Genomic DNA, 23,403 nt, shown 5'->3' with positions numbered 1-23,403 from the left:
GAATGAGTGCATTGGAAGGCATTAGAGTAATTGACTTAAGCCAGGTCATGGCAGGGCCTTATTGCGGAATGCTGCTGGCCGATATGGGAGCTGATGTCATAAAGGTTGAACCGCCAAAAGGTGAAAGCACCAGAAGATGGTCCCCTTATAAGGAAGGGGAAAGCGGTGCGTTTATGGCGATCAATCGGAACAAGCGCAGCATAACGCTTGATTTAAAAGATGGCGAAGATCAGAAAGTGTTTTATAAGTTAATTGAAACCGCGGATATTTTGATAGAAAATTTCCGCCCTGGGGTAGTTAAGCGTCTAGGCGTAGACTATGAAACACTTAATCAGATTAACCCAAAACTGATCTACTGCTCTATTTCTGGGTTTGGCCAGTATGGCCCTTATTCTTCCCGTGGCGGTTATGACTTAATCGCACAGGGAATGACCGGTATTATGAGTGTGACAGGTGAAAGGAATGGCAACCCTGTTAAATGCGGCCTTCCGATTATCGATCTGGGTTCTGGCCTGTTTTCTGTCTATGGTATCTTATCCGCATTGTATTCCAGGGTTCATTCCAATGAGGGGCAGTATATTGACGCTTCTTTATATGATACGGGACTCGCATTATCGGTTTGGGAAAGCACCCAATATTGGTTTACGGGAGAAACACCTGCACCTACCGGAAGCGGACACCGCTTGTCTGCTCCATATCAGGCATTTCGTGCCAGTGATGGTTATTTTACTGTTGGTGCAGATACACCACATCATTGGCCAGTATTTTGCCAGATCATCGGCAGACCTGAATTCTTATCTGATGACCGATTTGTTGATGATGCCTCTCGAATTCAGCACTTAAATGAATTTGTCCGATTAATTGAAGAGAAGACGAGTCTGAATCCGAGACATTACTGGCTGGAAAAATTTGAGAAAGCGGGAATTCCTGCTGGCCCAATAAATACCTATCCCGAATCTTTAACTGACCAGCACACACTATCCAGAAGAATGATAGAAGAGGTTGTGCACCCTGTTGCCGGGAAAATAAAAGCATTAGGCATTCCTGTAAAACTATCAAAGACACCTGGAAAGATTGCGAAAGCTGCTCCTGTGCTGGGAGAGCATAAGGAAGAGATCTTAAAAGAATTAGGACTCGCAGCTCAATAATGTGTGAAATAAATAAATCCTGATTTTCATTAAGGAGAAGGATATTCATGATAGAACAATTAAAAGGGCGGGTTCCATCCATTCATGCCGAAACCATGATTCATGGCTCGGCACAAGTGATTGGCGACGTCAGAATAGCCAAAAATGTCAGTGTCTGGCCTCAATCAGTCTTAAGAGCAGACGATGATAATTTTATCGAAATAGGTGAAGGAAGCAATATCCAGGACGGCTGCATCTGCCATGTGACACCTGATGCTCCTTTAAGGATAGGGAAAATGGTTACAGTAGGTCATGGTGCCATTCTACATGCCTGTACTATTGAAGATGGAGCTTTGATTGGCATTGGTTCTATTATTTTAGATGGTGCTGTCATTGAAAAGGGAGCACAAGTTGGAGCGGGTGCGTTAGTTCCTCCAGGGAAAGTAATTCCTATAGGCAGCTTAGCTGTTGGAGTTCCTGCCAAAATCGTGCGTGAATTAACAGAAAATGAAATACATGACCTGGAAAAAAATGCAGAAGAATACATCGAGCTATGGAAACGCGATTATCGTGAAGAGAGTGAGGAGTCATTATGATTGAAAAGAATAAAAGTCTAGCAGAAAGAGGCGACCTTGTTCTGCCCCCTGCTGCCAACAGAGCAACGAAGATAGGTGTAACGAAAGCATATGGCTCAACCCTAGAGGACGAGAACGGGAAGAAATATCTCGATTTTGCCAGTGGTGTAGGAGTAAATAATGTTGGACACTGTCATCCCGAGGTAATTGAAGCAGTGAAGCAGCAGCTGGATGCGATGATTCATGTTGGCCATAATGTGGCCTACTATCCATCCTATATTCAATTAGCGGAGGAACTGAACGAATTAACCGGAACACAGAAAATGGTGTACTTTTCAAATAGCGGAGCAGAAGCGAATGAGGGAGCAATCAAATTAGCGAAAAAAGCGACAAAGCGTCCAGCCATCCTATCATTCAAACGGGGATTCCATGGACGCACACTCGCAGCGACATCGATTACTTTCTCAAGCTCAGCTTATCGTCAGGATTATGAAGGACTTCTTCCAAGCGTATATGCTTGTGAATATCCATATTCTTTTAGAACCGGGCTAAGTTATGAAGAAGAGACGAAAAGGTGTATTCAAAGTATCAATGAAGTATTTCAGTATCAAGTTGCTCCATCCCAGGTGGCTGCCATAATCCTTGAACCTGTACAGGGAGAGGGAGGGTATATTGTACCCCCGAAAGAATTTTTGAAACAAATAAGAGAAATCTGTGATCAGCATGGGATATTGCTTATTTTTGATGAAGTTCAGACCGGATTCGGAAGAACAGGGAAAATGTTTGCCTATGAACACTTTGGAGTAGAGCCGGACATTCTTACCTTAGGAAAGGGAATTGCTTCAGGCTTCCCTTTAAGTGCCATCATTGCTAAGAAAGAAATTATGGAAAAATGGGAACCGGGAACACATGGAGGCACTTACGGCGGAAACCCTGTTTCGTGTGCGGCAGCCTTGGCTTCCATAGAAATTTTAAAACGGGAAGGAATAGATAACGCCCAAACTTTAGGGGGATATCTAAAACAGCAATTATATGATTTACAGTCAGAGTTTGCCGGAATTGGCGATGTTAGAGGTCTGGGCTTGATGATTGGCATAGAGTTCACGGATGAAAAAGGCCGCCCGGATGCCACTACTGTAAATTGGCTGAAGAATTTTGCTTTAGAACATGGAGTCATTCTTTTAACCTGCGGCACTGAGAAGAATGTTTTGCGGTTTATCCCGTCTGTAACGGTATTAAAAGAGGAACTTGATCAAGCAGTTTCTGTACTGAAAGAAGGATTGCAGCAACTCGCTAAAAAGGAGAACGGTCATGCTATATATTAATGGAGAATGGAAATCTTCCTATAAAAATGAATCGATTACTGTGTATAATCCTGCTACTTTAGAAAAATTCGGTGCTGTCGCTTATGGAGGAAAGGAAGAAGCCGAGGAAGCAATCCAGGCCGCATCCGCTGCCTTTCAAGACTGGAAGAAAACAAGCGCAGTTGAGAAATCGCAATATCTTAGAAAAATTGCAGATTGTCTAAGAGACAGAGAAGAAGATCTGGCAGTAACCATTACGAAAGAGATGGGCAAACCCCTGAAAGAATCCATTGGTGAAGTAAAACTGGCGATTTCCTATATGGATTGGTATGCAGAGGAAGCCAAGCGTATTTATGGAGAGACGATTCCAGCTTCCAGCCGAGATAAGCGCATACTCGTACTGCAGGAGCCGGTTGGAGTGACGGGCGCAATTACACCCTGGAACTTTCCAGCCGCCATGGTTACCCGCAAAATTGCACCAGCGTTAGCTGCCGGATGTCCTGTCATCCTAAAACCAGCTTCAGCTACTCCCTTAACGGCCGTGAAAATTTTTGAAGCCATTCATCAGGCTGGTTTACCAAAAGGAGTAGCCAATTTGATTATTGGACCTTCTAATGAGATTGCCCAAACTTTATTAGACAGCAAGCAGGTGCGGAAACTGACATTCACAGGTTCAACGGCGGTTGGGAAAAAACTGATGAGGGACGCGTCAAATACCGTCAAAAAAGTTTCAATGGAATTAGGCGGTCATGCCCCTTTTATCGTATTTGAGGATGCTGATTTAGAGAAAGCCGCAGAAGCAGCGGTTGCAAGCAAGTTCAGGAATGCTGGACAAACGTGTGTATGCACAAACCGGATTTATGTTCAGCAAAAGGCCGCAGATGAATTTACCCGCTTGTTTGCAGAAAAGGTAAATCGTCTGCAGATCGGGAATGGCATGGATGATGATACAGATATTGGACCATTAATTAATGAAGCGAGCCTTGATAAAGTAATGGAACATGTGGAGGATGCCAAAGAAAAAGGCGGTGTGGTTATTTGCGGAGGGTCCCAGGCTGATATGAATGCTAAAGGTGTATTCTATCAGCCTACTGTTATACAGCATGCAAATGAATCGATGAAGATTGCAAGAGAAGAAACATTTGGCCCAGTGGTGCCGATTTTCACCTTCGAAACGGAAGAGGAAGCAATCAAACGGGCAAATCATCCAGAATACGGACTTGCATCTTACTGCTACACTTCTGATTTAAATCGCGCTTTCCGGGTAATGGAATCTCTCGAATATGGCATTATTGGCATTAATGATGCCATGCCGACAACAGCACAAGCCCCGTTCGGAGGAATGAAGGAAAGCGGCGTAGGAAGAGAAGGGGGCAAGTACGGAATGATGGAGTATCTGGAAGAGAAGTTTGTGTCGCTCAATATTGGATAACCAAAGGGGCCATCAGAATGGAATTATTAATGGAGGAAATAAGAAGCATAATACCTTCAGACCAAATTTTTACGAGTTTGGCTGATCGATATAGTTATAGTTATGATGCTTCATTCGGCAGCTATCTTCCTGAAGTGGTCATCCAGGTGAAAAATAAGGAGGAGATTTCTTCACTTCTAAAGTTGGCCAATACATTTAACATACCAGTATACCCCAGAGGTCAGGGGACTTCATTAAGTGGAGGTCCTCTCCCTGTTAAGGGTGGGATGGTTTTAGACATGTCCCAATGGAATGGTAATTTGAAAATCTATCCTGATGATTTGGTGGCAGTCGTATCACCAGGTGTACTGACAGCGAGCATCAATCAAGAAGCAGAAAAGTTTGGACTCATGTACCCCCCTGATCCAAGCAGTGCCCATGTATCAACAATTGGTGGAAATTTAGCAGAAAATTCTGGCGGACCAAGGGGCTTGAAATATGGGGTAACGAAGGATTATGTTATCGGCTTGGAAGTGGTAACCCCTGAGGGAGAAATCATTAGAACAGGCGGAAAGACAATAAAAAATGTAACTGGATATGACTTAACAAAATTGATCGTTGGATCGGAAGGTACGCTTGGGATCATTACGGAAGCGACACTGAAATTAGTGCCAAAGCCTCCAGCATCAAAGACCATGATGGCTGTCTTTGATGATCTTGTCCAGTCAGGACAAGCGATTTCGAAAATATTAACTTCCGGTATCCTTCCGGCCAAAATGGAAATCATGGATCAGTCTTCCATAATAGCTGTGGAGAACTATCAGCCGCTGGGGCTCCCTATTGATGCAGAAGCCATTCTCTTAATAGAACTTGATGGCCATCCTCTGGCTATTGAAGAAGAAATGAAAAAAATAGAAGTGATTTTTAAAGGCTTTGAATCTGTAAAAGTGAAAATAGCAGAAAATCAGGACGAAGCACAGAGTTACTGGAAGGCAAGAAAGCTGGTTTCCCCGGCTATTGTAAAGATAAAACCAACTAAAGTATCTGAAGATGCAACAGTACCCCGCAGCAAGATTCCCGATATGTTCCAAAAACTAAAGGAAATCCGGGAGAAATATGATATTCATCTAGTCGTGTTTGGACATGCCGGTGACGGAAACCTTCATCCAAATATTATCTGTGATAAAAGAGATACGGAGGAAATGATCCGGGTTGAAAAAGCAGTTGAGGAAATTTTTAAAGCTGCTGTTGAACTAGGAGGGACACTCTCTGGTGAACACGGGATTGGAACACTAAAAGCTCCTTTTATGGAAATGGAATTGGGTGCAGCCGGTCTTGATATGATGAAAAGAATTAAAAAAATATGGGACCCGAATAACATTTTAAATCCCGGTAAAATCTTTCCTGAAGAAGGCCAGAAGCTGGTGCTGAGGGAATGAAAGCTGCAGCGGGTCTACAAAGCAAATTACATTATGATGAGACGTTTAATTGTGTTCAATGCGGATATTGCTTGCCAGTTTGCCCCACTTACGAAACGATGAAGAGCGAGGTGCATTCGCCGCGTGGCCGCATTAATCTTGTCAAAATGCTGGCAGAAGACAAGATCAAGGCAGAGGATTTGCGGGAACCAATCGAAAAATGCCTTGGATGCCGCGCCTGCGAAACAGCCTGTCCCACCAGCGTTCAGTATGGGAAGATTTTAGAAGGCGCTAAAGAAGTTTTAGAAAATGCAGAACAAAAATCGATAACACAAAAGTTAAGTGAATCATTGATTTTTGATCAAATGTTTCCATCAAAGAGATGGATGAATACAATTGGATATCTTTCATGGCTTTATCAAAAGTCCGGGATGCAAAAAATGGCACAAAGAACAGGAATAACCCAATTTGCTCCGCTTCATCTAGGGAAATTTGAGTCCGTTCTCCCTGATCTTCCATCTCCCGCAGAACGGAAAAACAGGGCTCGCCTCTTCAAAGCCATTGGTTCCAGGAAAGTCACTGTTGGATTTATTACCGGCTGTGTAATGGATGCCATCTTCTATGAGACGAATAGGAATACAATCGACCTGCTGACCAAGGCAGGAGCTGCCGTACTTATTCCTGTAAATCAGACGTGCTGTGGTGCACTGCATGCCCATGCCGGAAAAATAGCGGACGCTAAACTTCTTGCCAAAAGAAATATAGAGGCATTTGAAAAGGAAAAAACAGACTATATCGTTAACAATGCTGGTGGATGCGGTGCGACTCTTTTGGAATATGGTGAACTATTTAAGGGAGACATAGAGTGGGAAAGAAGTGCACAAGCTTTCTCTAATAAGGTAAGAGATATTTCACAGGTGCTATCTGAATTAGATGGTTTGAGCTTTACAAAGGAAGTGAATGGAACCATAACCTTTCAGCCATCCTGTCATATGATCAATGTTCAAAAGGTGAAAAATGAGCCATTATCTTTATTAAAGCAAGTAAAAAGCAAAGGGTACCGTGAAATGAATGACAAAGAACGGTGCTGCGGTTCTGCTGGCATCTATAATATTGTTAACTACGAGGATTCCATGGAAATATTGGACAGTAAAATGAAAAACGTAAAAGAGACCAATACTTCCATAATTGTAACAGCCAATCCAGGCTGCCTGCTGCAAATGAAATTAGGTATTCAAAGGGAAGGGCTTGAGAAGAGTGTAAGAGCTGTTCATCTTGTAGATTTGCTGGTTGAGGCTGGGGCGGTTTCTAAGTGACCAATGATAATTAAAAATGACACATCCGGTTTTATTTAATTTGAGAGAATTAAAAGCAAAATGTTAAAGGAAGTGTAATGGCTGCACGAAAGCAACATTCGTTCATTTTGTTGCTGAAAAATATTAAAAGAAATAACCGTAGCCAGCATTCACTTTGCTGGCTGCGGTCTTTTTCATTCCTGAATATTAATTAACGGTTCTAAATCCATCTGGTATTTAACCTTGATCTGCAGATTTCTCCATTTTTCCCTCCATTCTTTTTTCTCTATCGGCCTTGAGAAAGGGGTTAATGTTCTGGCTCCAATGTCTAACGGGTCGGTTTGCCACTCCTGGTTTTTTTGCAGAAATGCTTTGGTTTGGGTTTCAAGATGGGAATTAATTTCGTTAGTGATCTCTGCTAAATCATCCAAATCATTAAGATTCTTTTCACCCTGATACTCATCTATTCTGCCTTTCAGCTCTACTTTGAAATTCATTTCTGTAAAGTCCCGGTTGAAGGTGACATCTACATTTGTGCGCACATGGCCTAATACGACAGATAGTTTTGGTATGGGAAGGTATTTTAGATAATAATCATTCCCTATAAGCTGGTAGATTTCATCATCTGAATCAGTAACGACAGAGATTAGCTTGTCATTTTGAAAAATAGCTGTACCTTCATAATTGAAATTTCCATTCTCTGCCTTGAACACTGGCAGGATTGGATCAGAAAAGGGGGAATACAGCTTTTGCATGAATTGATGCAGATTTACAATCGACAGCTGGCCTTGCCGCTTTCTCTCGTAGTGTTTTAACATGCGATAAAGGAAGTAATCCAGGTTTTCCTGGCTTTCTATTTCTTCCTTAATATAATCTTTAACATCTCCCTGAACGATAACGAGATAGAGTCGCTGAGAAATGTCAGGATCCGTAAATATGGTATTAATAATTGGCCTCAATCCTTTTTTTGCAAGCTCTTCATTAATTAACAGAACCCGAAGCTGCCCAACCTTCAACTCTCTGTAATACCTTAGGTTAAAGCCTTTTCCGCTTTGCTTCAGCAGGTCTACCTGCATGGTCAGGATGCGTTTTTTTTCCTGAACTAAAGGAGGTACGACTGTGGTTGCTTCAAGCTTTCCCTCTTCGGCGGCATCCAGTGACCAAAAAATCACTGGAGCAATTTCTTCAATTTCGTTATTTTCCAGATAAGGAGCACATCCAGTGATCAAGATCACACAGTATACTATAGTCATCCATATAGACTTTTTTAAATATGCCATATTCTATAAGCCCCTCTTTTTTCTGCTGAAAATAAGAAGGAATAAGGGGACCAGAAGGTACGTAAGGGAACTGCCCCATATTTCAAGATTAAGCAATAAGCTTTGATGTTCTTCTCTCCAGATCCATTTGTTTGCAGCAATTAGCCATACTGAGGCGATGATGCAGATGATTTGAATTCCCCATTTGGAATGATTGGTTTGCAGCTTTTTCCCTAAAATGCGGAGAGCGCCATAGAAACATAGCAAAAAGATTGAAACCCCAAACACTAAGTTGAAGATATTCAAACATATCAAAATGATATCAACTCTTTCAAATATTGGAGATTGAAGATATCTAGCCATCGTAACAATAGGAAATTTGCTTAAGCTTAAGAACTTGGATCCAAAAAAGAATAGAGAGGCTATAAATAAAACCAGGTATTCTAATACTGATAATGTATTGGCAAATGTAAAATATTTAAGAAAGCTGCCTCTTGGGTTCAGTAAATGAGCGATACAAACGATATATTCCGGACCGGACAAAGATGACCATATGAGCAGCAAGCCCTTCCAGGAAATATTTGACCAATCTTCAGGAATTAAAGGATATAGGTCGGGAAGTGAAGCAATGGGCGGCATGAAAAAAGTATAAAAAAGCAAGATCATCCATATGGAACAGAGAAAGGCGATTACGGAAAAACGAATGGCATTACCCATTCCCAGTGATGCTGTATAGCAGCAAACTGCCATGATAAATACAATCAGCCAATTTGGATTCATAGAGGGAAACACAAACTGATGAATAATTTCAACGTATCCTAATGTGACAACCGTTACTTTAATTCCAATCACAACGATGCCGACTGCTGCAAAAACACGCATCATCCATTGTCCGAATAGATGTACAAAACCTGGATACCCTTTTGAAGCATGCTCTGATGATAACCATTTTGATAATAGGATTAAATTTAATTGAGAGAATATGCCCACCAAAATAATACCCCATATCATATATGGGTGGGTTAAAACAGTTGGCATTACATATAAAAAATAAAGCAGCTGAAGCCGATTCGCGATAAAAAACACATAAATGCCATTAAAGGAAGACGTGTTATTTTCTATAGAAATAGAAGTCATTAGATCATCTCCTTTTGCTGTAACGCCATTTCTGGAAAGGGTGCAAATGGTCGGGCCTGGTTTTCATTTTTGTTAAAGGGCCACGAATAAATAGGTCAATCCAATCTTTCCAGTATAAAGGAGCCACTGGGGCAAAATAGGGCTGTCTAAGTGATGTAAGACTGTTCAGATGTGCCAAAATGATGATCATCCCCAGGACTATTCCAAATACTCCGAGAAATGAAGAGAGGAGCAAAAATACAAATTGAATCATCGTGTTCGCTTTTGTCACGAGATAATTAGGGACTAGGAAGGAGGCAATTGCTGATACACCTACCAGCACAATCAGTACTTTGCTGGCAAAGCCAGCCTCTACGGCCGCCTGTCCAATGACAATTCCTCCGATTACGCCAAGTGTCTGACTGGATTTAGTCGGCATCCGCAAGCTGGCTTCTTTGATAATTTCGAGAATAATCAGCATGAGCAATGCTTCCCAAAATGGAGTAAACGGCAATTTACTTCTGGATTCTACTAAAACAAATAGAATTTGCAGGGGCAGCATTTGATAGTGATGGGTAGTCAGTGCTACATAGAGCGGGATAAGTGTTATCGATAAAATAAAGCTGATATAACGGATTAAGCGTAAGAAACTGGCGACAGGCCAGCGGTTAATATAGTCCTCCGGTGATTGGAACAGATGAAAGAATGTAACTGGGCCAATCAACACGAAAGGAGTATTATCGACAAGAATAATCAGCTTGCCAATTCCTAAAGAATAAGCACAGACATCCGGCCGGTCGGTCTGCTGGAACTGTGGAAATATACTGTTCTGATGATCCTCCATAAAAGCAGCAATCTGTGAAGAATCAAAAAAAAGATCGAAATCGATTTTATTAATTTTTTCCTTGGCAATCGATACAAACTCGGGATTTGTTACGCCCTCCATATACATGAGGACAACCGTCGTTTCACTTAACGAACCTACCTTTAACTTTTCCGACTTTAATTCAGTAACCGGAAGCCTTCTGCGAATAAGGGTAATATTCGTATCCAGCTGCTCGCTAAAGCTGTCTTTCGCCCCATATAATATTGTTTCCGTGTCAGAAGTTTCAATAGAGCGTCCCAGATTATTTGTAAGAAGGACACTCCACCATTGTTTCTTAAGCGAATCAAAAATAATAACGGACCCAGCCAATAATTGTTTTTCAGCTTCCCCCAAAGTGAATATTTCTTCTGCCTTAGAAGTTGAAATACAATCTTGGATTGACTCATTTGTACAATGGAGCACTGGTTCGAATAAAGCTTCATTCATTCTTTCCTGATCTATCAAAGTTCTTATGTAAATGAAGGTGAAACATTGGCCTTCTGGTTTTTGCCTCTCAACAATCTCAGCGTCTTCCAGATTGGCTAGAATCTCCTTTAATAGTCCCAGTGAGAGATTTTGCTGTCCTTTTTGAAGTGTCTGCTTTTTTTCCTTTTTCCAAAACATGAAAATCCCCCACTGAAGTAAATTAAAGTTTAAGGCTCTAGAAAAAGTAAATGAATAGGTTGAGCTATACCTAGTATGCTGACTAATAGCAAAAATATGCCAGAGTAGGTGATGAAAACAGTTTATGAGAAGCAACAGAATTGAAATTGGATGGCTCTGCTGTCCGCTATTTCAGCAGGCCTATAATAAGCATCTTCTTGATGATCCAAGCTACCCACTTAATCAGCAGCTGAATTTTAGAACATGGGGGCCTGTCCCCCGGTTCGTTAAATTGTTACCGTACTTGGGGGACAGGCCCCACACACTTTTTAGGATGAAGCAAGAGCAGAGTTTGAGAAAGCAGATGGATGTAAGATCTTTTCTTAGATCATCCATTAACCAATCATGCTCTATTGGTTCGTGAAAATGGAAAGTATGATGATCCAATTAATCCGGATCCTGCTGATAAGATCCATAATACAGATCCATGCAATTTAATGAATAAAGCAATAAAAGGTATTAATATAGAGGAGAGACAATGTGTAATTGTGAATGACAGTCCACTTTTAAAAGAGTGGTCACCGCCTTCAGATATGTTCAGGAACATTCGTTTGCGGGGCAGTTTATTTATCAGGGACGATGATTCATCAATATTTGATCCTCATGCAGCTGATACAGAAACCCATATCATTAAGCCCTTTGTAGAAAAGCTTGGACCTTTGAAAACGCATGAAGCTTATGCTTTTGGCATTTATACGACTGATGAAGTCCAAATCTATATTGATTACGACTGGACATGGAATTTTGATTCCTCTATATCACTCGAAATAGGCATGCGTTTATATGAAGAGGATGATGTTGTAAATGAACTCATTTTTGATGACCTCGATGGCAAGAACTCAAAAATAGTAAAAATACCAAAAGATGCAGTTGATTTTGAAGTGAAATTAAATGTTTTTAACGAGGATGAAAATGAACCAACGGTTGGAAGCCTTAAGCTTTTTATTTCTAACGAGATAGGCTTTTCAGAAGACAATTAACTCCATAATGTAAAAGATCACTTCATAATACTTCAATCGCATCCTTAATTAAGAATGATTTATCTAGTACGAGATATCGAGTGAAACCTGAAAACGATAAAAAGACAAACTCGCCAACAAAAGTAGTGAGTTTGCCTTTTTATATAAAATTAGGATTTCTAACATGGGCCCCTTTTAGTGTAGTAAAGCAAGTAAGAGGCTCTGATAGCTAAGAAGAACCCAGTCGGCTGAAGAGTCTAATAAGTGGAAAAATTATTAAGATGAAAACGGATAATTAAGTTGAAACTGTTGGAAAAACAGTTTCTTTTTTTTGCTCACAACCTAAGCACGATTGAGGAGCCTAATCAGCGGTTTTTATAACCTGTCGATTAGGCTCCTTTACATGAAGAATCAAAATGGCTGTCACATATCGGTGTTAAGATAATGTGTCCTTCTAAGTGCCTGTTTCAGCTTTGGAACGAGGAAAAAGGATAAAGCCGTTACGGCCAGGTCGAGAGGAAAATAGGCAAGCATCCAGCCCCAGGCCATACGGTAGCTAAATCCTGCCGGTGCATCAGCCCAAAGAAGAAGAGCAAAATACATCCAGTTGGTTCCAATTATGTAGTTGCAAAATAGGCTTAAAGTTCCTGCCATTAAATAATGCTTTTGTTTAACTAGTTGAGAATCCCCAACCCATTTTCCAGTAACATAAGCAACAGCCACAAAAGACAGCACAAAGCCGAAGGTCGGGCTTAATAACTGGGCAGGGCCTCCTTTAAACTGTGCAAAAACAGGTGCACCTATTAAACCAACAAACACATAGACCAGCATAGCAATTGATCCTTTTCTGCTCCCTAGCACTGCCCCGGCTAAAATAGCAAAGAGAAGCTGTAAAGTAATAGGAACACTCCCGATCATGAGAAATGGGGACAGATTTGCGCCCATGCCCATTAAAGCAGCAAAAAGGCCGCAAAGAACCAAATCTTGAGTCTTTAAATCTTTCATATGAGCCTCCTTTTATGTCAACCATTAATATTTTTTAGTTGACAATAAGTTGAATATAATATTCTCATATGTTAACTTAATTGTAAATATGGTTAACATATAAAAGGAGGAATATTTATTAGAAGTCTCTTTATTACAGGCACAGATACTGATGCAGGAAAAACCACAGCTGCCGCTCTTCTTTTAGCCTATTTAACAAAGAAAGGCATCCAGGCGGCTGCATATAAGCCTGTGCAAAGTGGAGCTGAAATCATTCATGACGTGCTTTGCGCACCAGATGTTGAGTTTTATAAACTGGCCAATCCGGAATTAGCAGCTTCCACTACATATCTATTAAAAAAACCATGCTCCCCGCATCTGGCAGCAAGGGAAGAGGAAATAGAAATAGAGGTTAATAAGATCATTGAGCATTATCAGCGGCTGTCAAGGGAGAATGAATTTGTATTAATAGAAGGTGCTGGCGGAGTCATCGTTCCTTTAAGGGACGATGGATACAACATGCTTGATTTAATGAAAGAACTGTCCGCTCCAGTTGTGATTGTGGCAAGGACCGGGGTAGGCACAATCAACCACACCGTTCTGACAGCTGAAAGATTAAAACAAGAAGGGATAAATGTGATCGGCATTATCATGAATCAGATGACAATAGAGGATACAAAGGTTGAGCAGGACAACATACGAATGATTGAGCTTATGACCAAGGTGCCTGTTTTAGGGATGATCCCATACCTAGAAAATCCATTATCTGCCTTTGGTGATTCAGAAATGCTTGAACATCTATTTTCAAAGCTAATGGAGGGGGACAGTAATTGAGAGAGCAGGCAAATCTTTTAGAAAGCAGCATGAAGCATCTATGGCTTCCGTTTACACAAATGACAGACTATGAGAGGGATCCGCTGATCATTGAAAGCGGGGAAGGGATCATTCTGAAAGATATTAATGGGAAAGAATATTTGGATGGCTACTCCTCACTTTGGCTAAATGTGCACGGCCACCGGAAAAAGGAATTGAATGAGGCGATAATGGAGCAGCTTGATTTAATCGCTCATTCCACACTTTTAGGAGCAGCGAATGTTCCTGCCATCCGGCTTGCTGAGAAGCTTATAGAGATCACACCGGAGAATTTGCAGCGGGTATTCTATTCAGATTCCGGGGCAACTTCAGTAGAAATCGCCATCAAAATGGCCTATCAATATTGGCAAAATAAAGGAAAACAAAAGAAAAAGAAATTCGTCACGCTCACGAACAATTATCATGGAGATACAATTGGAGCCATCAGTATCGGGAATGTTGATTTATTCCACCGCGTGTATGGATCATTAATGTTTCCAACCTTAAAAGCTCCATTTCCTCTCCAATACCGGAGTCCTTATTCAGGTGAAGCAGAAGTTAAAGAAAGGGCATTAACAGACCTAAGAGCCATTTTCCGGGATCATCATGAAGAAATTGCAGCCATAACACTCGAACCGCTTATCCAGGGAGCAGGCGGCATGAATGTCATGCCTAGTGGCTATCTTAAAGGGGTAGAAGAGCTATGCCGTGAATTTAATATCCTTTTAATTGTGGATGAGGTCGCGACAGGCTTTGGCCGGACAGGAAAGATGTTTGCAGTCGAGCATGAAGGCGTTCAGCCGGATATCATGACCGTTGCGAAAGGGATCACAGGCGGTTATCTCCCGCTGGCTGCCACACTCACGACAGAGGAAATTTATCAGGAGTTTTATGGGGAATATGAAGAAATGAAAACATTCTTCCATGGGCATTCCTACACAGGCAATCAGCTCGGATGTGCAGTAGCCTTGGCTAACCTGAAAATCTATGAAAAAGAAAACCTTGCAGAACAGGCAGCAAGAAAAGCAGAAGTCATTCAATCTGAATTAGTTGCATTAAAAAGCCTCAAACATGCAGGAGACATCCGCCAATTAGGACTGATGTGCGGCATTGAGCTAGTTCAGGATAAAGAAACAGGGAAGCCTTTCCCATGGGAAAGCCGAATGGGGTATCATTCAACACTGGAAATGAGAAAAAGGGGCATGCTGACAAGACCGCTTGGGGATGTAATCGTCTTTATGCCGCCTCTGGCGAGTACTGATGATCAAATCAGGAAAATGATTCAAATCATGAGAGATTCGATTGAAGCGGTGACAGAAAAGAAAAAGTCGTTTGTTTGAGAGAAAACCATTCGAAGAGAAGGTAATTAGAAACAGCCCCCTTATTCATTTTTATAAAGGGGGCTGAAAGTATTGAGGATTATTTAGTAAATCCTCTAGTTCCAGATCCAGGGTGGAATGATTCTCAGAGTCCAGCCAGTTTTCTGGAATGATGAGATAAGAGCAGCTGCCGCTGTGTAAATAACGGTAAACAATATGCGCAGCATCGATTTCATGTCTGCTAACGTCTCGGGCTTCATTTGCTTCATCTTGTTTAAAATAAGCTAAAATGTTCGTTTTTATTTTTTCCTCAATGTTGCCTGCTGCATCATAGTTGTGGCTGAACAGAATATCCGTCCTTTTAATAAGGAAAAGTTTATTCGTTGAATCTGTTAATCTTTCGATAGCGACGATATTATGATTCTCTTCGGTGAATTCGATCACTTTTTCTTTTTTTAACAGGGAGCTTACCGCCTGTGTATGATCCCGATAGGCGGATGCCGCTTCAAAATCAAATGCTTCAGAGGCATTCAACATCATTTGATTCATGTCCTCTAGAATACTCATGTCAGTGCCTTTCAGAAAACCGATAAACCTGTCCAGGATGTCATTGTACTGTTGTTCCGCAGGCCCCCCAAGACACCGGCCAAGGCAGGAGCCTAAGGAATAATTCAGGCAAGCAGTGTTCTTTCCATTGGGGTTACTGCAGTTCAACTTAAAGCATTCCTTTAACCCCCGGAGAGCTCTTTCTACATTGCTTCGGCTTGTAAAAGGGCCAAAATAAGCCTTGTCGTCATTCTCAATGGGATTATAGGCAATATCAATCTTACGGTGCTTGCCGGTAAGGCTGATCGAGATATAAATGAATGACTGCGGACTCTTCATCATTCGATTATATAGCGGCTTCATGTTTTGAATTAATTGGCATTCAAGCATAAAAGCCTCGAATTCAGTATCTGTCAGGATATAGTCAAAATCCCTTAAGTGTTTGACCAGCTTTTTAATCTTTGGAGAATGATTTTTAGAGTTCCGGAAATAAGACTGAACCCGATTCTTTAGATTTTTCGCCTTCCCCACATACAGAATTTGACCCTGCGAATCCTTCATCAGATATACGCCCGGAGTTAAGGGCAGGTTTTTCACCTTGTCAGGGAGATTAATAGCCATTCATTCCTTTACTAGAATATATATTTAGGATTTTAACATGTGAGGGGAATTGGCTGCTATTTCTCTTATTTGGATATTGGCATAAACATGTACCAATTCTGCTTTTTTTAAAGATAAAAAAGCCTAAACCCTTCATATGTTTAGCGAAGAATTAGGCTATTGTTTTTAAAAATGTTTTAATTATCAAAATAACTTAATGCCACATTAACTGGCGGAAAACCAAACACACTCAAGGTCAGCATCTCGCCAATCATACCGCCGCCTGGGAGCGCACCCATTACCGCTCCAACCAAAAAGGATACGGCCAGGATGCTCAAAATGCTTGTCATGCTCGTCATTACTAAACAAGCTGAATAAGAACACAATTTTAAAGACCCCGCCAAGAACAGAACCCATCTATATGCGTGTTGGCACCTATCATCACAGCTGAAAGAAAGGTACTGATCCCGGCTGCGTTAATACGTTATTTAAAGAGGGGACTAGGTCCTCTTATCTCTTACTAATATAGAGTTAGCTCAATGCAGACTCTTTTTTTGTGAGAACATAGGTTGTTTCTATAGAGTACCTATCTCAATGATAGTGTTTTATTGATTTTATAATTTCTTGTAATGACCAGCACTCAAAAAGAAGGGTATATATGGTAGAATTTAAACAACATATAAAGGGGGAATGTTTGGTGAGATTAACAAATTTTAGTGTAACCAATTATAAGGTTTTCAAAGAGACCTTTACCATCGATTTTTCAAAAGACTCAATTGCTATATTAACTGGAAGAAATAATACAGGTAAATCAACTGTATTAGAAGCTATCAATTGTTTTTTTCAAAAAGAGACTAAGGCAAAAACTATCCCTAATGATTGTTTTTCTACACGTGGGCAGAACATTGTCCTAAAAGCGGTATTTGAGTCTGAAGAAGATAAAATATCTATCGTAAAGAAATATAAAGAGGAATCTGCTCCTAGTTTTTATGATGAAAATGGTGTTGAAATTAAAAACAACCATAAATTGAAAAACACTTTAGAAGAAATTTTAAACAATAAACCATTTTATATTACCCCATCAATGTTACCTGATGATATTAACGATTTAATTCAAAACATATATACTGAGATAATCAAAAACGATTTACAAAAGCTTGAGGGTTTTAATGGAGACCCTGAAGTAGAGAAAGAAATGTTCCAATTAGCACAGGAATATGCTCAAATCAGAAAGTCTTACCCTGAGTTTTTAAGAAAACTTAAATTAAGCACTGATAAACTTCTAGAACAAGTAAGTAATGATGTCTCGGATAACTTGCGAGTTCTATTTTCTACCGAACATTTATCCTTAAATGTAGTAGGTGGCGAGAGTGAAGGCTTTTCTTCAACAGACATATTAAAGTCAACAAATTCAAGTGTTCATATTGACAATAATAAACAAGCTAAAATGCCACTAGCAAATCAAGGGACTGGTTTACAACGGATGAGTCTAATATACCTCATTCAAAACATGATAGAAAAAAAGCTCATGGGTGAAAATGATAATAAATTATTACTGATAGATGAACCGGAAGCTTTCTTACATCCAGAAGCAGTTCGAGCATTAAGTCGTTCTCTATATAAAATCGGTGAAAAAATGCCACTAATGATTTCTACCCATTCTCCAATACTTATCGATTTATCTGAGAGACATACCTCTATTCAAGTTTTCCGTGTTGGTGAAAAAGAAGCAATTCAATTATATAAATCTATTAGCGAGCAATTTGATGATGATGATATTCAAAATATGAAAATTTTAAACTATGTAGACTCTTATGTTAATGAATTTTTCTTTGCAGATAAAGTATTGATTGTTGAAGGGGATACGGAGTATATTGCATTTAAACATTTTGCTAAGTTAGAGAATGAGAACGTACATATTATTCGTGCAAGGGGTAAATCTACAATTGGAACCTTGATGAAAGTTTTAAATCAGTTTAACTCAAATTACGATGTTTTACATGATGTGGACAATCATACAAGGTACTCTTCTTCCACTTTAAAGGCTCAACATACGAATTGTAAAAAAATATATAGACTCAAGGGAGATAGAAACCTGAGAATATTCTGTTCAATATCAAACTTTGAGAATGCCATAGGTATTGGTGACGTATCGAATGATAAAAAACTGAAACAATATATCAAATAATATATGAAACTTCTGATGGTGAAAATAAGTTTGGTGAAGCTAGAAAGTTAGTAAAAGATTTATATAAACATATCGTTAAACGAGATGAAAAGACCATGATTGGTGAAAGGTTTCGTAAAATATACTTAGAGGAAGCTTATGATGATTTGTTTGAAGAACTGATAGAACAAAAAGTTAAAGAAGAACTAGAAGAGAAAAAGAAGAAAGAAATAGAAAAAGTAGGTTCTCTTTAATACTATTATGTCTTGGCTGACTCAAAGTGTATCGCCTATAATTTAATTTCTCTCAAGTTCTCCCGAGGAGCTAGCTGAAAGAACACCTTTATCAAATCTATTGAAAGACTGAGAGTAACTTTAAGATCAATAGATATACCTGAAATTATTGATGTTACTCAGTACAGGGGGGAGACTGCTTATTATTTTAATGAGTCGGTTCCTTTTACTGTTTTGTTTAGGGTGGATGATGCTTTTGGCTGATTATGTGAGGTGATTTCTGAAAGAACTAATGGATTGCCTTAATTCAAAACATCTCACATTCAAAAAACACAAAATCTATGGAATGAACAGAGACAGAATTTATTTCTGTCTTTTTTCACCTAAATTATCTATTTTCTTAAGACCCTTTTTATTTTTTGATAGGGTTCTTTGATAGTCTATTTACATAAAGATCTGGAACTCCATTCCGATAAGCTTTTATATTAAAATTTTTTTCACTCTGTAAAAATAAGTAAATCCCCATCTCTACCTATTTATATATTAAATTTTTGTTATAATTGTTACAAACCTAGTAATGAAACGGAGTTATTCGAATGGAAACCGTACTGACGAGACCTTCTGCGGCGCCTGTTATTCAAGCGCTTCGTTCGATTGGATATAATGCAAATACAGCGATTGCTGATTTAGTTGACAATAGCCTGGACGCAAGGGCAGTTAAAATACATATTAATTTCGCCTATGGCGAAAGTGATGGAATGATTACAATTTCTGATAATGGCTCGGGCATGGATGAAGAGATGCTCCAGACAGCCATGAATATTGGATCTAAGGATCCGAGAGCAAAAAGGGGTGCAAATGAACTCGGACGATTTGGAATGGGTTTAAAGACTGCATCCTTTTCGCTAGGGAAACGGTTAAGTGTTCTGTCCAAAAAAGATGGAGTTTATAACGAAAGATGCTGGGACCTGGATCATGTATCGGAATGCAATGAATGGCAGCTTTTCACCAGGATACCGGAAGAAGTAAAAGCTAAAATGGGTGACATTGAACCTGAAAGCGGAACTATTGTCTGCATTGATAAGCTTGACCGCTTTATGGGTTATGGCGGCAAACGCAAGCTGAAAGAAACCAGCTTCTATAATAAAGTGTCCCGGATTAATAGGCATCTAGAATTTGTATTCCATTCGATTCTAGAAAAAAGCGAAGTTGAGATGTTCATTAACGGAAAGGATATTGTGCCATGGGATCCCTTCATGCGGTATCATCCAAATACCATGGAAGGCGAAATGCAGATGCTTAGGATCAATGAAAACCGAATTAAAGTACAGTACTTTATTTTGCCGCATGCTTCTCATCTAACAGAGCCGGAGTACAAGAAGGCGGGCGGGTATAAAGGCTGGCGTGATCACCAGGGATTATATATTTACCGTGAAAATCGCCTTCTATACTTCGGAGATTGGATGGGTCTATTCCCGAAGGATGCAGCTTCACAGCTTGCCAGGGTGCGCATTGATCTTCCGAATGCTGCGGACTCTGACTGGCAGGTGGATATCAAAAAGTCGGGCATTAACCTGCCTGAAGATGCAAAAAGAAGGCTTGAGGCCATTTCATCCATTGCACGTAAAGTTTCAAGAGATATATTCTATTTCCGCACCCAGCCGGGTCCAAGGAATCCTTCCATAAAAGGCAGCCTGAATACATGGGAGCAATCAGGAAGCGAAGATGGCCCGCAATTTATTTTGAACCGAAATCATCCGATCCTTTCTGAACTGCTTAAAAATCTGGATGATGAAAATGCAAAGCTATTAAACTTGTATCTTAAATTTATTCAGCTTGGCTCGCCAAGCAATATTATAGATTCTCCAAAGGTTCCGGAAGAGGAAGTGCAGGAAGTGCCTGACAGCCAGAAAGAGCTGGTTATCCAATTTGCTTCTTCCATGCTGAAGCTGAATGTGGCTGATAATGAAGAACAGCTGTTTAACATTCTTTTAACTCAGCCGGCCTTTGACGGCCTGAACCGGGCAACCTTAAAAGCAATCACAACGGAGGCGAATTTGATTGTCAGGAATTGATAATAAGAGCCTGTTCGAACAGGCCTTTACGAATAACTATTATATGTTGAAAGCCCACTCTGCAACTTCGGAGGAAGCTGCAGAAAAAGCACTTGAATTAGCGAGAGTATTGGCATCCGGGTTTGGTCCAATTGATGATGCACAATTCCAAAAATGGTCTCTGGAAATGTTCATGAAATACAAAATTGGCTTGGAGGTTCCCAAGGATTATGTCATGAGGAACTCGAAAGAAAAAAGCTGGTTTGAGCCTAAAATGGCAGCAAGCGGATTTTTCTGGACCAGGTACCGCAGATATCTGTCCGAAGCTAAAAATTGGCCGCTTGAGGCGGTTACCGCCATTGATGAAACAACCAATCAGATTATGGCTTCGATTGGAAATCCAAAGTCCATGGAGCCATTCGATAAGCGAGGACTTGTATTAGGATATGTCCAGTCTGGTAAAACAGCTAACTTCACTGGCTTGATCAACAAGGCTTATGATGTCGGCTATAAGCTGATCATTGTACTGTCAGGTATTCATAATGACTTAAGAGCCCAAACACAGATCCGCTTGAATGAAGAGGTAATCGGGAACCGGACAGATAAGGATGGCAATCCAATCGGAGTTGCACAAATTTATGCGAATACCGCAGAGCATATCATTTCATCCTGGACAACAGAAGTAAATGATATCAAGTCCAGCCAAAGAGGAACCAGCAACCTGAACTCGCCAACGCTGATGGTTGTCAAGAAAAACAAAACCGTTCTGGAATCGCTTAGAGATCAATTAATCAATCACCGTGATTTATATAATCTGGATATCCCAGTCTTAATTATTGATGATGAGGCTGACCAGGCATCCGTTGACACTTCCAATCCAGACAAAAATGAAGATCCGAAAACGATCAACCGTCTGATCAGGCAAATACTTGAAGTATTTAAGCGCAAAGCATTTGCAGGCTATACAGCAACACCTTTCGCAAACCTTCTTATCAGTAAAGAGGGAAGTACAGAGGCAGAAGGGGACGACCTATATCCGAAAGATTTCCTTGTCGGCCTGCCAAAGCCGAAGGAATATTGCGGACCTGAAGAATACTTCAATGTGGAAGAGGATGCTGAAGATACTCGCCCAAGCCTGATCCGCCATTTACGCCAGGAAGATCTTGAGGTATTTACGACAATTAAAAAGAAATCTGATGCAGATAAGTTTGAAGAGGTGCCTCCGCAGATGCGTGAAGCTATGCTGGAATTCCTGCTTGTGATTGCTGTCCGCAATTTGAGAGGGCAAAGAAAGAAGCATAATTCGATGCTTATTCATACTTCACGCTTCAAGGACGTTCAGTCAAGTGTGAAAGATGAAGTGTTGCGTACCTTTGATGCCATCTCAAAACAGCTTCAGTATAATCCTGAAAGCAGTGTGATTGCAGAGCTGCAGGAGCTTTATGAAAATGATATCCTTCCTACTAGCAGGGATTGGCCAAATGAAAACCATCCAGAATTCAGCTGGGATGAAGTATATGAAGAACTGAGAAAATGCTGTGAGACGATCCAAGTTTTCGAAATTAACGGTAACAGCCGGGATGCTTTGGATTACCACCAATATAAAGAAGATGGCCTGAATGTAATAGCCGTAGGCGGAGACAAATTATCCCGCGGTCTTACCCTGGAAGGCTTAAGCATCACCTATTACTACCGTAACACGCTTATGTATGACACACTCATGCAGATGGGGCGCTGGTTTGGATACAGGAAGGGATACATGGATCTTTGCCGCATCTATACGTCAGATGAGATTGCTTCAAATTTTGAACATCTGGCCATTGCGATGATTCAGCTGCGCCAGGAATTCGACCGTCTTGCTGCAATGAAAAAAACACCTTCTGAATATGCAGTTAAGATGCTTAGCCATCCAACGATGAAGCTGACAAGCCCGCTGAAAATGAGAAATGCAGTATCTTCTAATGTGATTTATGCAGGTACCCTTCAGCAGACAAGGCTTTTTGATCCAAGTGAAGAAGTCATTAAAGGAAATATGGATGCCACTGTCAAGCTGGCAAATAAGCTTCCTTTAGAAAAGACAACTTACAGAAGAACAAACTTTTATGCTGCATCTGGCGTTAATTCAGACATGATTAAAGAATATCTGTCAGAATATCAGACTGCTGACAGCAATATCGTTAATTCTGTTTTAATAGCCGATTATATTGACCGTGTGAATAAAGAGGGAGAGCTGACGGATTGGACAGTTGCAGTAGTAGAAGGGGATCCTTCATCAGCTTCTGGACTATCAGATTATCCTGTTGATTTAGGGAAGATCAATTTGAAATCGGCAGCTGCTCTTGGTAAGAAAGTGAAAGCGCCTGAGAGCAAGGATCAAATCAGAGACATTGGGGCCATTGTGTCTCCAAACCACGAATACATGGATCTTGATTATGAAGAAATTAAAGGAATCAAAGACCGTACAGAGAAACGCAGAATGCGTGACAAGGAAAAGGGGTTAATGCTAATTTATCCTCTGCATCCAGAAGTGCCGATCTTTAACAGTCTGGATGCCGGATTCTCGTCAAAACTGGTGCCTATTGGAATTGCATTCTCTTTCCCTGGGACTGAAATTGACGATACAAATGTCTACCAGACTAATAAAACGGTCTAAATA

General features: G+C 40.4%; 18 protein-coding genes and 1 pseudogene. 13 read left to right on the top strand and 6 right to left on the bottom strand.

Features of this window, described 5'->3' with window-relative positions; all coding sequences use genetic code 11:
• Positions 1-2 precede the first annotated feature (2 nt).
• The 6 genes from IRB79_RS17355 to IRB79_RS17330 are packed head-to-tail and all read left to right on the top strand — an operon-like array spanning position 3 to position 7,151.
• On the top strand, positions 3-1,148 hold the full coding sequence (locus tag IRB79_RS17355; protein WP_243503684.1) for a CaiB/BaiF CoA transferase family protein: 1,146 nt from the start codon (positions 3-5) through the stop codon (positions 1,146-1,148).
• Between the two features lie 47 nt (positions 1,149-1,195).
• Positions 1,196-1,723 (top strand): gamma carbonic anhydrase family protein, encoded by a 528-nt coding sequence (locus IRB79_RS17350; protein ID WP_243503683.1) that lies wholly within the window; start codon positions 1,196-1,198, stop codon positions 1,721-1,723.
• Positions 1,720-3,027, top strand: coding sequence for an aspartate aminotransferase family protein (locus IRB79_RS17345; RefSeq protein ID WP_243503682.1), 1,308 nt, complete (start codon positions 1,720-1,722; stop codon positions 3,025-3,027). The genes IRB79_RS17350 and IRB79_RS17345 overlap by 4 nt, the downstream gene beginning before the upstream one ends.
• Complete coding sequence (locus IRB79_RS17340) at positions 3,014-4,438, top strand: NAD-dependent succinate-semialdehyde dehydrogenase (RefSeq protein ID WP_243503681.1); 1,425 nt, start codon at positions 3,014-3,016, stop codon at positions 4,436-4,438. The genes IRB79_RS17345 and IRB79_RS17340 overlap by 14 nt, the downstream gene beginning before the upstream one ends.
• 17 nt (positions 4,439-4,455) lie before the next feature.
• The gene (locus IRB79_RS17335; RefSeq protein WP_243503680.1) at positions 4,456-5,856 is read left to right on the top strand and encodes an FAD-binding oxidoreductase; all 1,401 of its coding nucleotides are present in this window, start codon (positions 4,456-4,458) and stop codon (positions 5,854-5,856) included.
• On the top strand, positions 5,853-7,151 hold the full coding sequence (locus tag IRB79_RS17330; protein ID WP_243503679.1) for a (Fe-S)-binding protein: 1,299 nt from the start codon (positions 5,853-5,855) through the stop codon (positions 7,149-7,151). Before IRB79_RS17335 ends, IRB79_RS17330 begins: the two co-directional genes overlap by 4 nt.
• 173 nt (positions 7,152-7,324) lie before the next feature.
• On the opposite strand, the gene IRB79_RS17325 is transcribed toward IRB79_RS17330, so the two are convergent.
• From IRB79_RS17325 to IRB79_RS17315, 3 genes are read right to left on the bottom strand one after another with little or no spacing between them, the layout of a single operon-like run.
• On the bottom strand, positions 7,325-8,410 hold the full coding sequence (locus tag IRB79_RS17325) for a Ger(x)C family spore germination protein (protein ID WP_243503678.1): 1,086 nt from the start codon (positions 8,408-8,410) through the stop codon (positions 7,325-7,327).
• Between the two features lie 3 nt (positions 8,411-8,413).
• Positions 8,414-9,526, bottom strand: a complete 1,113-nt coding sequence (locus IRB79_RS17320; protein ID WP_243503676.1) for a GerAB/ArcD/ProY family transporter — start codon at positions 9,524-9,526, stop codon at positions 8,414-8,416.
• A 4-nt stretch (positions 9,527-9,530) separates the two neighbouring features.
• Positions 9,531-10,994 carry a spore germination protein gene (locus IRB79_RS17315; RefSeq protein WP_243503675.1) on the bottom strand — a complete coding sequence of 488 codons (1,464 nt, stop codon included), beginning with the start codon at positions 10,992-10,994 and terminating at the stop codon, positions 9,531-9,533.
• 392 nt (positions 10,995-11,386) lie between these two features.
• Between IRB79_RS17315 and IRB79_RS17310 the strand changes: the two genes are divergently transcribed.
• Positions 11,387-12,013, top strand: a complete 627-nt coding sequence (locus IRB79_RS17310) for a hypothetical protein (RefSeq protein WP_243503674.1) — start codon at positions 11,387-11,389, stop codon at positions 12,011-12,013.
• A 402-nt stretch (positions 12,014-12,415) separates the two neighbouring features.
• Here IRB79_RS17310 and IRB79_RS17305 read toward each other — a convergent pair whose 3' ends face one another.
• Entirely contained in the window at positions 12,416-12,997 is a 582-nt protein-coding gene (locus IRB79_RS17305; protein ID WP_243503673.1) for a biotin transporter BioY, read from the bottom strand.
• A gap of 99 nt (positions 12,998-13,096) precedes the next feature.
• On the opposite strand from IRB79_RS17305, the gene bioD reads away from it, so the two are divergent.
• Positions 13,097-13,810, top strand: coding sequence for a dethiobiotin synthase (bioD, locus tag IRB79_RS17300; RefSeq protein ID WP_347815360.1), 714 nt, complete (start codon positions 13,097-13,099; stop codon positions 13,808-13,810).
• A 29-nt stretch (positions 13,811-13,839) separates the two neighbouring features.
• Positions 13,840-15,168, top strand: coding sequence for an adenosylmethionine--8-amino-7-oxononanoate transaminase (bioA, locus tag IRB79_RS17295; protein WP_243509504.1), 1,329 nt, complete (start codon positions 13,840-13,842; stop codon positions 15,166-15,168).
• Between the two features lie 51 nt (positions 15,169-15,219).
• Here bioA and IRB79_RS17290 read toward each other — a convergent pair whose 3' ends face one another.
• Both IRB79_RS17290 and IRB79_RS17285 read right to left on the bottom strand, forming a co-directional pair.
• A complete protein-coding gene (locus IRB79_RS17290; protein WP_243503672.1) occupies positions 15,220-16,254 on the bottom strand; it encodes a GIY-YIG nuclease family protein in 1,035 nt (344 codons plus the stop codon).
• Positions 16,255-16,523: 269 nt separating this feature from the next.
• A pseudogene (locus IRB79_RS17285) lies at positions 16,524-16,744 on the bottom strand (cation:dicarboxylate symporter family transporter); the annotation flags it as partial.
• Positions 16,745-16,990: 246 nt separating this feature from the next.
• Between IRB79_RS17285 and IRB79_RS17280 the strand changes: the two are divergent.
• The 4 genes from IRB79_RS17280 to IRB79_RS17265 all read left to right on the top strand — a co-directional run bounded on the left by IRB79_RS17280 (position 16,991) and on the right by IRB79_RS17265 (position 23,400).
• Positions 16,991-18,481, top strand: coding sequence for an ATP-dependent nuclease (locus IRB79_RS17280; protein WP_243503671.1), 1,491 nt, complete (start codon positions 16,991-16,993; stop codon positions 18,479-18,481).
• A gap of 95 nt (positions 18,482-18,576) precedes the next feature.
• Positions 18,577-18,714: a hypothetical protein gene (locus tag IRB79_RS17275; protein WP_243503669.1), complete on the top strand. Its 138-nt coding sequence runs from the start codon at positions 18,577-18,579 to the stop codon at positions 18,712-18,714.
• A gap of 575 nt (positions 18,715-19,289) precedes the next feature.
• Positions 19,290-20,768 carry an ATP-binding protein gene (locus IRB79_RS17270; protein WP_243503668.1) on the top strand — a complete coding sequence of 493 codons (1,479 nt, stop codon included), beginning with the start codon at positions 19,290-19,292 and terminating at the stop codon, positions 20,766-20,768.
• A complete protein-coding gene (locus IRB79_RS17265; RefSeq protein ID WP_243503667.1) occupies positions 20,755-23,400 on the top strand; it encodes a Z1 domain-containing protein in 2,646 nt (881 codons plus the stop codon). Before IRB79_RS17270 ends, IRB79_RS17265 begins: the two co-directional genes overlap by 14 nt.
• Positions 23,401-23,403 lie beyond the last annotated feature (3 nt).

It is taken from the genome of Cytobacillus oceanisediminis (assembly GCF_022811925.1).
GTDB lineage: Bacteria > Bacillota > Bacilli > Bacillales > Cytobacillaceae > Cytobacillus > Cytobacillus oceanisediminis_D.
The sequence above is the reverse complement of the archived record's forward strand: the minus strand, read 5'-3'. Positions and strand labels throughout refer to the sequence as shown.

Bases quoted from the DNA above. Each gene is read 5' to 3' on its own strand.
- IRB79_RS17355 (WP_243503684.1), top strand. From the start codon at position 3: ATGAGTGCATTGGAAGGCATTAGAGTAATTGACTTAAGCCAGGTCATG.
- IRB79_RS17350 (WP_243503683.1), top strand. From the start codon at position 1,196: ATGATAGAACAATTAAAAGGGCGGGTTCCATCCATTCATGCCGAAACC.
- IRB79_RS17345 (WP_243503682.1), top strand. From the start codon at position 1,720: ATGATTGAAAAGAATAAAAGTCTAGCAGAAAGAGGCGACCTTGTTCTG.
- IRB79_RS17340 (WP_243503681.1), top strand. From the start codon at position 3,014: ATGCTATATATTAATGGAGAATGGAAATCTTCCTATAAAAATGAATCG.
- IRB79_RS17335 (WP_243503680.1), top strand. From the start codon at position 4,456: ATGGAATTATTAATGGAGGAAATAAGAAGCATAATACCTTCAGACCAA.
- IRB79_RS17330 (WP_243503679.1), top strand. From the start codon at position 5,853: ATGAAAGCTGCAGCGGGTCTACAAAGCAAATTACATTATGATGAGACG.
- IRB79_RS17325 (WP_243503678.1), bottom strand. From the start codon at position 8,410: ATGGCATATTTAAAAAAGTCTATATGGATGACTATAGTATACTGTGTG.
- IRB79_RS17320 (WP_243503676.1), bottom strand. From the start codon at position 9,526: ATGACTTCTATTTCTATAGAAAATAACACGTCTTCCTTTAATGGCATT.
- IRB79_RS17315 (WP_243503675.1), bottom strand. From the start codon at position 10,994: ATGTTTTGGAAAAAGGAAAAAAAGCAGACACTTCAAAAAGGACAGCAA.
- IRB79_RS17305 (WP_243503673.1), bottom strand. From the start codon at position 12,997: ATGAAAGATTTAAAGACTCAAGATTTGGTTCTTTGCGGCCTTTTTGCT.
- bioA (WP_243509504.1), top strand. From the start codon at position 13,840: ATGAAGCATCTATGGCTTCCGTTTACACAAATGACAGACTATGAGAGG.
- IRB79_RS17290 (WP_243503672.1), bottom strand. From the start codon at position 16,254: ATGAAGGATTCGCAGGGTCAAATTCTGTATGTGGGGAAGGCGAAAAAT.
- IRB79_RS17275 (WP_243503669.1), top strand. From the start codon at position 18,577: ATGATTGGTGAAAGGTTTCGTAAAATATACTTAGAGGAAGCTTATGAT.
- IRB79_RS17270 (WP_243503668.1), top strand. From the start codon at position 19,290: ATGGAAACCGTACTGACGAGACCTTCTGCGGCGCCTGTTATTCAAGCG.